Source organism: Bacteroides sp. OM05-10AA (assembly GCF_003439055.1).
Taxonomy (GTDB): Bacteria; Bacteroidota; Bacteroidia; order Bacteroidales; family Bacteroidaceae; genus Bacteroides; species Bacteroides intestinigallinarum.
Genome location: NZ_QSUR01000010.1, coordinates 179,051 through 190,379 on the forward strand (window position 1 = coordinate 179,051; position 11,329 = coordinate 190,379).

The 11,329-nt window shown below is 44.2% G+C and carries 5 protein-coding genes; 4 read left to right on the forward strand and 1 reads right to left on the reverse strand.

Translation table 11 applies throughout. The annotated features are described in order from the left end of the window. Nucleotides 1-117: 117 nt before the first annotated feature. Nucleotides 118-1,962 (reverse strand): glutamine--fructose-6-phosphate transaminase (isomerizing), encoded by a 1,845-nt coding sequence (glmS, locus tag DXB58_RS10255; protein ID WP_122136690.1) that lies wholly within the window; start codon nt 1,960-1,962, stop codon nt 118-120. A gap of 362 nt (nt 1,963-2,324) precedes the next feature. Between glmS and gltB the strand changes: the two genes are divergently transcribed. The 4 genes from gltB to DXB58_RS10275 all read left to right on the forward strand — a co-directional run bounded on the left by gltB (nt 2,325) and on the right by DXB58_RS10275 (nt 11,163). Then, complete coding sequence (gene gltB / locus DXB58_RS10260) at nt 2,325-6,875, forward strand: glutamate synthase large subunit (RefSeq protein ID WP_122136691.1); 4,551 nt, start codon at nt 2,325-2,327, stop codon at nt 6,873-6,875. Nucleotides 6,876-7,001: 126 nt separating this feature from the next. Beyond that, on the forward strand, nt 7,002-8,342 hold the full coding sequence (locus DXB58_RS10265) for a glutamate synthase subunit beta (RefSeq protein WP_004317887.1): 1,341 nt from the start codon (nt 7,002-7,004) through the stop codon (nt 8,340-8,342). 214 nt (nt 8,343-8,556) lie between these two features. Further along, a complete protein-coding gene (gene asnB, locus DXB58_RS10270; RefSeq protein ID WP_004309309.1) occupies nt 8,557-10,224 on the forward strand; it encodes an asparagine synthase B in 1,668 nt (555 codons plus the stop codon). Between the two features lie 171 nt (nt 10,225-10,395). After that, the gene (locus DXB58_RS10275) at nt 10,396-11,163 is read left to right on the forward strand and encodes a glycerophosphodiester phosphodiesterase family protein (RefSeq protein ID WP_004300081.1); all 768 of its coding nucleotides are present in this window, start codon (nt 10,396-10,398) and stop codon (nt 11,161-11,163) included. Nucleotides 11,164-11,329: the final 166 nt, after the last annotated feature.

Consider the following 11,329-nt stretch of genomic DNA (forward strand, 5'->3'; position numbering starts at 1 on the left):
TATACTATTTACGATTTGACGATTTACTATTTACAATTTAAATTACCACCCGCCAATCAAACAACTTACTATCCATCATTGATTCTTCAATCGTAAATTGTCTAATTGTAAATTACATTACTCTACTGTTACCGACTTCGCCAGATTTCTCGGCTGATCCACATCCATCCCTTTGCATACCGCAATGTGGTAAGCAAGAAGTTGCAGAGGTACCGTAGTAATTAACGGATCGAGACATTCGATTGTTTCAGGAAGTTCGATACTACAGTCAGCGATTTTGCTGATAACGGTATCTCCTTTCGTCACAAATGCAACCACTTTTCCTTTCCGTGCCTTAATCTCCTGAATATTACTTAATACTTTCTCATACAACCCATTCTGCGTAGCAATCACCACTACCGGCATTTCCGCATCGATCAGGGCAATCGGTCCATGCTTCATCTCCGCAGCCGGATAACCTTCGGCGTGAATATACGATATTTCTTTCAATTTCAATGCACCTTCCAGAGCAACGGGATAACTATATCCGCGTCCCAGGTAAATAAAATTATGCGCATAAGTGAAAGTTTTCGATAACTCCGCCAAAGTATCATTCAATTCCAACACCTCTTTCATTTTTTCCGGAATATGATTTAACTCCTGTACGATTGAAAGATAATGCTGTTCGTCAATGGTTCCTTTCGCTTTGGCAAGTGTCAATGCCAACATCGCCAATACAGTGACCTGTCCGGTAAATGCTTTGGTAGAAGCCACCCCGATTTCTGGACCCACATGAATATATGAACCGGTATGAGTGGCACGGGGAATAGAAGAGCCGATCGCATTGCAAATGCCATATATAAATGCCCCGCGGCTTTTCGCCAATTCCACAGCAGCCAATGTATCTGCCGTCTCGCCACTCTGGGAGATTGCTATCACCACATCCTGCCCGTCAATCACCGGATCACGGTAGCGGAATTCGGAAGCATACTCCACTTCCACCGGTATGCGGCAGAAACTCTCAATCAGATGCTTACCGATCAGTCCGGCATGCCAGGAAGTTCCGCAAGCAACAATAATAAACCGTTTGGCATTCAGCAGCTTTTCCCGGTGATCTATCACAGCAGAAAGCACCACATTATCAGCTTCCACATTGATACGTCCGCGCATGCAATCACGAATACAATCGGGCTGTTCGAAAATCTCTTTCAACATAAAGTGCGGATATCCCCCTTTTTCCAACTGACCGAGGTTGAGTTCCACCTTCTTTATTTCAGGTATCATTTCGACATTGTTCAAGTTGACTACCTTCAACTCCTTCCCCAGATTCAAAACAGCTATTTCCCCGTCTTCCAGATAAACCACTTTATCAGTATATTCTACAATCGGAGTAGCATCTGAAGCAAGAAAGAACTCATTCTCTCCAATCCCCACTACCAATGGACTGCTCTTACGGGCAGCAATAATCTCATCGGGATGCTCCTTATCAAGAATCGCAATCGCATAAGCACCAATTACCTCCCCTAACGCCAACTGAACAGCCGTCAACAGACTGACCTGATTAGTGACTTTCATGTATTCTATTAATTGAACGAGGACTTCGGTATCTGTACTACTTTTAAAAATATAGCCTTTGGCTTGAAGTTTTTCTTTAAGAACGGCGTAGTTTTCAATAATACCGTTATGAATGAGAGCGAGCTTTTCGGAAGAAGAGTAATGAGGGTGGGCGTTAGCAGAACAAGGTTCCCCGTGAGTAGCCCAACGGGTATGGGCAATTCCGATTGTACCGGAAATATCTTTCTGTGTGACGAAATTTTCAAGATCAGAGACTTTTCCTTTCGTCTTATACACATTTAACTGTTGGTCATCACTAATGATTGCTACCCCCGCGCTGTCATATCCACGATACTCCAGTCGCTTCAGCCCTTTGATAAGGATAGGGTAGGCTTTTCGTTTACCAATATAGCCTACTATTCCACACATATTATGATATTTTTATTTCGCCTGCAAATATACACATTACAAATAACATAAAGACAACAAAAAGCATATTTATTTGACAGAAACGCATAAAAAAGTTGCAAACACATCAAAAAGTTAAATAATATATTATTTTTAGCTCAAAAAGAAACAAATTACAATCAGCTTCAAATAAGGATAAATAAGCTAACAAATTAAAAGCAAATTTCCTGTTTTTAATAACAAATTAAAAGAATAAAGATTCCTATTCTCATTTCGCGTCACACAAAAGCTAAATTTCACTATCATTTTGAAATTAAAATATTAACTTTGCCAAACAATTTGATACATCAAACAGGTATTATCATACAATAAAGCTAGTAAGAATGAAGAAACAAGAACTTTTTAACAACGTAACAGAAGGATTCCCTTACCAACGACAGCCCCAACAGGTGGGCTTGTACGATGCGGCATACGAACACGATGCCTGCGGTGTCGGTATGCTGGTTAACATTCATGGAGAAAAGTCACACGACATTGTTGAGTCGGCTTTAAAGGTATTAGAAAACATGCGCCATCGCGGTGCCGAGGGTGCGGATAACAAGACCGGTGACGGTGCAGGTATCATGCTTCAAATTCCGCATGAGTTTATTTTATTACAAGGTATTCCTGTCCCCGAAAAAGGACGGTACGGCACAGGGTTATTGTTTTTACCGAAAAACGAAAAAGACCAGGCAGCTATTCTAAGTATTATTATTGAAGAAATTGAAAAAGAAGGACTCACATTGATGCATTTGCGCAATGTGCCCACCTGCCCCGAAATCCTGGGAGAATCGGCTCTGGCAAACGAACCGGACATCAAACAAGTGTTCATCACCGGATTTACGGAAACGGAAACTGCCGACCGGAAGTTATATCTGATCCGGAAAAGAATCGAAAATAAAGTCAGATTGTCATCTATTCCGGCAAAAGACGATTTTTATGTTGTGTCACTCTCTACCAAAAGCATTATATATAAAGGTATGCTTTCATCATTACAGCTGCGCAACTATTATCCGGACCTGACAAATAGCTATTTTACCAGCGGACTGGCATTGGTGCACTCTCGTTTCAGTACCAATACATTCCCTACATGGGGATTGGCACAGCCGTTCCGTCTGCTGGCACACAACGGTGAAATCAATACTATCCGTGGTAACCGAGGATGGATGGAAGCCCGTGAAAGTGTACTCTCCACTCCCACTTTAGGTGATATAAAAGAAATCCGCCCGATTATACAACCGGGTATGAGCGACAGTGCTTCTCTGGACAATGTACTGGAGTTCCTGGTGATGTCAGGATTGAGCCTGCCACATGCCATGGCTATGCTCGTGCCGGAATCTTTCAACGAGAAGAACCCGATCAGTGAGGATCTAAAATCATTCTACGAATACCACTCCATCCTGATGGAACCGTGGGACGGACCGGCCGCACTACTATTCAGCGACGGACGATTTGCCGGAGGTATGCTCGACCGCAATGGCCTGCGCCCTGCCCGTTATCTGATTACTAAAAACGATATGATGGTAGTGGCTTCGGAAGTCGGTGTTATGGATTTCGAACCGGGAGACATCAAAGAAAAAGGTCGCTTACAGCCCGGCAAAATCCTGCTGGTAGATACGGAAAAAGGCGAGATCTACTATGACGGCGAACTGAAAAAACAGTTGGCTGAAGCCAAGCCTTACCGCACCTGGCTATCTACCAACCGAATCGAACTGGATGAACTGAAAAGCGGGCGCAAAGTTCCTCATCACGTAGCAAACTACGACCGGATGCTTCGTACTTTCGGCTACTCCAAAGAGGACATCGAAAGGCTGATTATGCCGATGGCAAGCACCGGAGCAGAACCGATCAATTCAATGGGTAACGATACGCCACTCGCCGTACTTTCAGATAACCCACAGTTGCTTTACAACTATTTCCGTCAGCAATTTGCACAGGTAACCAATCCGCCCATTGATCCACTTCGTGAAGAACTGGTGATGTCATTGACGGAATACATTGGAGCAGTCGGTATGAATATTCTGACGCCCAGTGAAAGTCATTGCAAAATGGTACGCCTGAATCATCCGATTTTAAGCAATACCCAACTGGATATTCTTTGTAATATCCGGTATAAAGGCTTCAAAACAGTCAAACTACCCATGTTGTTTGAGGTTGCCAAAGGGAAAGCCGGACTGCAGGAAGCACTGACCCATCTTTGTAAAATGGCGGAAGAATCCGTGACGGAAGGTGTAAACTACATTGTCCTGACCGACCGTGAGGTGGATATTACCCATGCTGCCATTCCATCATTGCTGGCAGTAAGCGCTGTTCATCACCACCTGATTTCAGTTGGTAAACGGGTGCAAACGGCATTGATCGTAGAAAGTGGTGAAATACGTGAAGTGATGCACGCCGCGTTATTGTTGGGTTTCGGAGCAAGTGCCCTGAATCCTTACATGGCATTCGCTGTCCTCGACCGACTGGTAAAAGACAAAGATATTCAGTTGGATTATACCACTGCTGAAAAGAACTATATCAAATCCATCTGTAAAGGCTTGTTTAAAATCATGAGTAAGATGGGTATCTCTACGATCCGCTCCTATCGTGGTGCTAAGATTTTCGAAGCTGTCGGTTTGAGTGAAGAATTGAGCAAGGCTTATTTTGGAGGACTCGGTTCACCGATCGAAGGTATCCGTCTGGAAGAAATAGCCAGAGATGCCATTGCTTTCCATAAAGAAGGATTTGAAAGTATTAAAAATGAAGAGTTATTAAAAAATAACGGTTTGTATGCTTTCCGTAAAGATGGAGAAAAGCACGCATGGAATCCGGAAACAATCAGCACTCTGCAATTGGCTACACGACTGAGGAGTTATAAAAAATTTAAAGAGTACACCCATCTGGTAGACGAAAAAGAGAAGCCTATTTTCCTTCGTGACTTTCTGGGATTCCGTCGTAATCCGATTTCAATCGATCAGGTAGAACCGGTGGAAAACATTCTGCATCGTTTCGTCACGGGGGCTATGTCTTTTGGTTCTATCAGCAAAGAGGCTCATGAGGCAATGGCTATTGCCATGAATAAAATTCACGGACGCAGTAATACCGGTGAAGGTGGCGAAGACGCTGCCCGTTTCCAACCGCTGCCCGATGGCAGTTCTTTACGAAGTGCAATCAAGCAGGTAGCTTCCGGTCGTTTCGGTGTAACGGCAGAATATCTGGTTAATGCGGACGAAATTCAAATCAAGATAGCACAGGGAGCCAAACCGGGTGAAGGCGGACAACTACCGGGATTTAAAGTGAACGATGTGATTGCGAAAACACGTCATTCCATTCCGGGAATTTCGCTGATTTCTCCTCCGCCTCATCATGATATTTATTCGATTGAGGATTTGGCACAATTAATCTTCGATTTGAAAAATGTAAATCCACAGGCCAAAATCAGTGTGAAACTGGTAGCAGAAAGCGGCGTCGGTACGATTGCTGCGGGTGTGGCAAAAGCAAAGGCGGACCTAATTGTCATCTCTGGTGCTGAAGGGGGAACAGGTGCTTCTCCGGCTTCTTCTATCCGCTATGCGGGTATCTCACCGGAATTGGGATTGAGCGAGACACAGCAAACACTGGTTCTGAACGGACTTCGTGGCCAAGTAGTTCTGCAAGCCGACGGACAACTGAAAACCGGACGTGACATCATCTTAATGGCACTAATGGGTGCCGAAGAATATGGCTTCGCCACCTCGGCATTGATTGTATTAGGGTGTGTAATGATGCGCAAATGCCATCAGAATACTTGTCCGGTGGGAGTTGCCACACAGAATGAAGAGTTACGTAAACGCTTTCATGGACGCAGTGAATATTTAGTAAACTTTTTCACATTCCTGGCACAGGAAGTCCGCGAGCATTTGGCTGAAATGGGATTCACCCGGATGGATGACATCATCGGGCGTACAGACTTAATCGAGCGCAAGTCCGATGCCAATGACCCAAATCCGAAACATGCTTTAATCGACTTCACCAAATTGCTGGCACGTGTTGACAACAGTGCGGCTATCCGTCATGTCATCGACCAGGATCATGGAATTTCTGCTGTAAAGGATGTAACCATCATCGATGCCGCACAGGAAGCTATCGAACATGAGAAAGAGATTTCTTTAGAATATACGATTGCCAATACAGACCGTGCAATAGGTGCTATGCTTTCCGGAGTAATCGCCAAGAAATATGGTGCCAAAGGATTGCCGGAACATACGCTGAATGTAAAATTCAAAGGTTCGGCAGGTCAATCTTTCGGAGCTTTTCTCGTACCGGGAGTTAACTTTAAACTGGAAGGTGAAGCGAATGATTACCTGGGTAAAGGATTGAGCGGCGGGCGTATCTCCGTATTACCTCCTATCCGCAGCAATTTCGAAGCCGAAAAAAATACAATCGCCGGTAATACCTTGCTTTATGGCGCAACAAGCGGTGAAGTATATATCAACGGCCGTGTAGGAGAACGTTTCGCTGTTCGTAACTCCGGCGCAGTTGCCGTCGTAGAAGGCGTGGGTGACCATTGTTGCGAATACATGACCGGAGGTCGTGTGGTAGTCCTCGGACAAACCGGACGTAACTTTGCAGCCGGTATGAGTGGCGGTGTAGCTTATGTATGGAACAAAGACGGCAACTTCGATTATTTCTGTAACATGGAAATGGTGGAACTGTCACTCATCGAAGAAGCCAGCTACCGGAAAGAGTTGCACGAACTAATCCGCCAGCATTACCTCTACACAGGCTCGAAACTGGCACGCATCCTGCTCGACAACTGGAATCATTACGTAGATCAATTCATCCAAGTAGTGCCCATCGAATACAAAAAAGTACTGCAGGAAGAACAAATGAGAAAGTTACAACAAAAAATTGCAGATATGCAAAGAGACTATTAGATTTACAATTTGACTATTTACAATTTACTATTTGAATGTATAGTATAGTCTGTAAATAGTCAAATAGCAAATGATAAGATAGTCTAGAAATAGTAAATAGTAAATCGTCAAATAGTAAATAACAAGATGGGAGATCCTAAAGCATTTCTAAATATACCTCGACAAGAGGCGGGATACCGCCCTGTAAACGAGCGAATCGCTGACTATAGTCAGGTAGAACAGACTTTGAATACAAACAGCCGTAAATTGCAGGCGTCACGCTGTATGGATTGCGGTGTACCTTTCTGTCATTGGGCATGCCCGATAGGAAATAAACAACCGGAATGGCAGGATGCATTATACAGGGGAAAATGGAAGGAGGCATACGAAGTATTGTCGTCTACTTGCGATTTTCCTGAATTTACAGGACGTATTTGTCCTGCTCTTTGCGAGAAATCGTGTGTGTTGAAACTTTCCTGCGATCAGCCGGTGACTATTCGCGAGAATGAAGCAGCTATCGTAGAAGCGGCTTTTCGTGAAGGATATATACAAGTAAAGACGCCGGAAAGAAACGGAAAGAAAGTGGCGGTGATTGGTGCAGGTCCTGCTGGATTGGTGGTGGCTAATCAGCTGAATTTAAAAGGATATAGCGTTACTTTATTCGATAAGGATGAAGCGCCCGGAGGATTATTACGATTCGGTATTCCTAATTTCAAACTGGATAAAAATGTAATTGACCGACGGATGAAGATATTGGCTGCAGAAGGAATACAGTTTGAGATGGGAGTAGAAATAGACGTTAATCATTTACCGGAAGGATTCGATGCTTACTGCATCTGTACCGGAACCCCCACTGCACGTGACTTGAGTATTCCGGGACGTGAACTGAAAGGGATTCATTTCGCACTCGAAATGCTGGCACAACAGAATAGGATTCTGGCAGGACAGACTTTCCCGAAAGACAAGTTGGTAAATGCCAAAGGCAAAAAGGTTCTCGTGATAGGTGGCGGAGACACTGGTTCCGACTGCATCGGAACCAGTGTGAGACAGGGAGCCGTCAGTGTCACTCAAATCGAAATCATGCCGAAACCTCCTGTCGGCTACAATCCGGCTACTCCTTGGCCACAATGGCCGGCAGTCTTCAAAACGACTTCCAGCCATGAAGAAGGTTGTACACGCCGCTGGTGCCTGGCTTCCAATCAGTTCCTCGGAAAGAATGGAAAAGTGACAGGTGTAGAAGTGGAAGAAGTAGAATGGATTCCGGCAGCAGATGGCGGACGTCCCACAATGAAACCAACAGGGAAGAAGGAAGTCATCGAGGCTGATATGGTATTATTGGCGATGGGATTCCTGAAACCGGAACAACCCAAATTTGCAAAGAATGTATTTCTTGCCGGTGATGCCGAGACTGGTGCCAGCCTGGTGGTACGCGCCATGGCGGGAGGACGAAAGGCTGCTGCGGAAATAGATGCTTATCTGACGAAATAGCTTTGCAGTAAGGAAAAAGCAGAAGTTTGATTAGTACTATCCGATTCGTTCCACCATGGTCGAACGAAAGAAACACCCAGGTAGAACGGAAAGATAACCTTGGTGGAACGAAAGGGAAACCAAGGCGGAACGAATTAAGAATAGCTAGTCAGCTTCTTAGAAATAGCGAATAAACAATCAACAGATTACATTACCCCCTCTAAAAATTAAAGTTATGTGTGGAATAGCAGGTATACTCAACATCAAAGTTCAAACGAAAGAACTAAGAGATAAAGCACTGAAAATGGCCCAGAAGATCCGTCATCGCGGACCGGACTGGAGCGGAATCTATGTAGGCGGAAGTGCCATCCTGGCACACGAACGTCTTTCCATTGTCGACCCGCAGAGTGGCGGACAACCGTTATACTCTCCCGATCGTAAACAGGTGCTCGCCGTCAACGGTGAGATTTACAATCACCGTGATATTCGCGCTAAATATGCGGGAAAATATAACTTTCAGACCGGAAGTGACTGTGAGGTAATTCTTGCCCTTTACAAAGATAAAGGCATCCATTTTCTGGAAGATATTAGCGGTATCTTTGCTTTCGTTCTTTATGATGAGGAAAAGGATGAATTTCTAATTGCCCGTGATCCGATAGGGGTTATTCCTTTATATATAGGAAAAGATAAAGAGGGAAAAATCTACTTCGGCAGCGAGTTGAAAGCCCTTGAAGGATTTTGCGACGAATATGAAATATTTCTCCCCGGACATTACTTCTATAGTAAAGAGGGAAAAATGAAACGTTGGTATTCGCGCGACTGGACAGAATATGAAACCGTAAAAGAGAATGATGCACAAACCGTTGATGTGAAAATAGCATTAGAAGAGGCTGTACACCGCCAGTTAATGAGTGACGTACCGTACGGAGTGCTTCTTTCGGGAGGGTTGGATAGTTCTGTCATCTCCGCCATTGCCAAAAAATATGCGGCAAAACGTATAGAAACAGACGGAGCGAGTGATGCGTGGTGGCCTCAACTCCACTCCTTCGCCATCGGACTAAAAGGTGCTCCCGATTTGATTAAAGCACGTGAAGTGGCTGAATATATCGGTACTGTCCATCACGAAATAAACTATACTGTTCAGGAAGGTTTGGATGCCCTGCGTGATGTCATTTATTTCATCGAGACATACGATGTAACCACGGTACGCGCTTCCACTCCCATGTACCTACTGGCACGTGTCATCAAATCGATGGGTATCAAAATGGTGTTGAGCGGTGAAGGCGCCGATGAAGTTTTCGGTGGTTATCTGTATTTCCACAAGGCTCCCACTCCACAGGCATTCCACGAAGAAACAGTACGTAAACTTTCAAAGTTGCACATGTACGATTGCCTCCGCGCCAATAAAAGTTTGTCAGCATGGGGAGTAGAAGGACGTGTTCCTTTCCTTGATAAAGAATTCCTCGACGTAGCCATGAACCTGAATCCGAAAGCTAAAATGTGCCCCGGAAAGGAAATTGAGAAACGGATTGTTCGCGAAGCCTTTGCCGAGATGTTACCGGAAAGTGTGGCGTGGAGACAAAAAGAGCAGTTCAGTGACGGTGTAGGATATTCATGGATTGACACATTGAGGGAAATCACAGCTGCTGCTGTGAGCGATCAGCAAATGGAACATGCTGCCGAACGCTTCCCTATCAACACGCCACAAAATAAAGAAGAATACTATTATCGCAGTATCTTTGAAGAGCATTTCCCCAGTGAAAGTGCAGCACGCACCGTACCCAGTGTTCCCAGTGTGGCCTGCTCCACAGCAGAAGCGCTGGCGTGGGATATTGCTTTCAGGAATCTGAATGAGCCTAGCGGACGTGCGGTGAGAGGAATACACGAAGAGGCCTATACTTAACTGATAAGAATAACAGAATCTGCTCTTTCTGTTATTCTTTTGTAACATTTCTATTTTAAAATCTCAAGGATTAACGCAGATTAGCATATTATTGTCTGATTTGCGTTTTCTTTTTTATAATTTTGAGGCCAAACCAAATTAAATCTATCAAACTTTTAAAAGACCAAACAAATGAATTTAAAAAAAATGATGATGGCTTCTGCCCTTCTAATGGTTGCTTGCTGTATGCAGGCACAGACAAAAGTGATAGCCCACCGTGGATTCTGGAAAACTCCGGGATCATCACAAAACAGTATTTCATCACTTCTAAAAGCAGATTCCATCGGTTGTTACGGTTCAGAATTTGACGTATGGATCGCTAAGGATAACAAGTTGGTGGTCAACCATGATCCTGTATACAAGATGAGACCGATGGAGTATTCCAAAGGTGACGCACTGACCGGACTTAAATTATCCAACGGAGAAAACTTACCCAGCCTGGAACAATATCTGGAAGCCGGGAAAAACTGTAATACCCGACTGATTCTCGAACTGAAAGCACATAGTAACAAGAAACGTGAAACCAAAGCCGTACAGGGAATCCTTGCCATGGTGAAGAAAATGGGACTGGAAAACCGCATGGAATATATCACGTTCTCCCTGCATGCCATGAAAGAGTTTATCCGCCTGGCTCCTGCCGGTACTCCGGTATTTTACCTTAACGGGGAACTGTCTCCCAAAGAATTAAAGGAACTCGGTGCTGCCGGTCTTGATTATCACATGGGAGTGATTAAGAAACACCCCGAATGGATCAAAGAAGCTCATGAACTCGGCTTGAAAGTAAATGTGTGGACTGTGGACGAAGTGGAAGATATGAAATCGCTGATCGAACAGAAAGTAGATTTCATTACCACCAACGAACCAGTCATCTTACAAGAAGAACTGAAAAAACATCAATAAGATAAAATCATTACAAAGTAAACTATTTAATATCCGTCTTTAAAGAAACAGCTCGTTCCTTTAAAAGAAACAGGATGTTTCTCGGTGTCGAACGGGTGGTTCCTTTAAAAGGAACCACCCGTTTCTTTGTACGCTCGGCATGAGCATTATCTAACGGGTGTAAGTC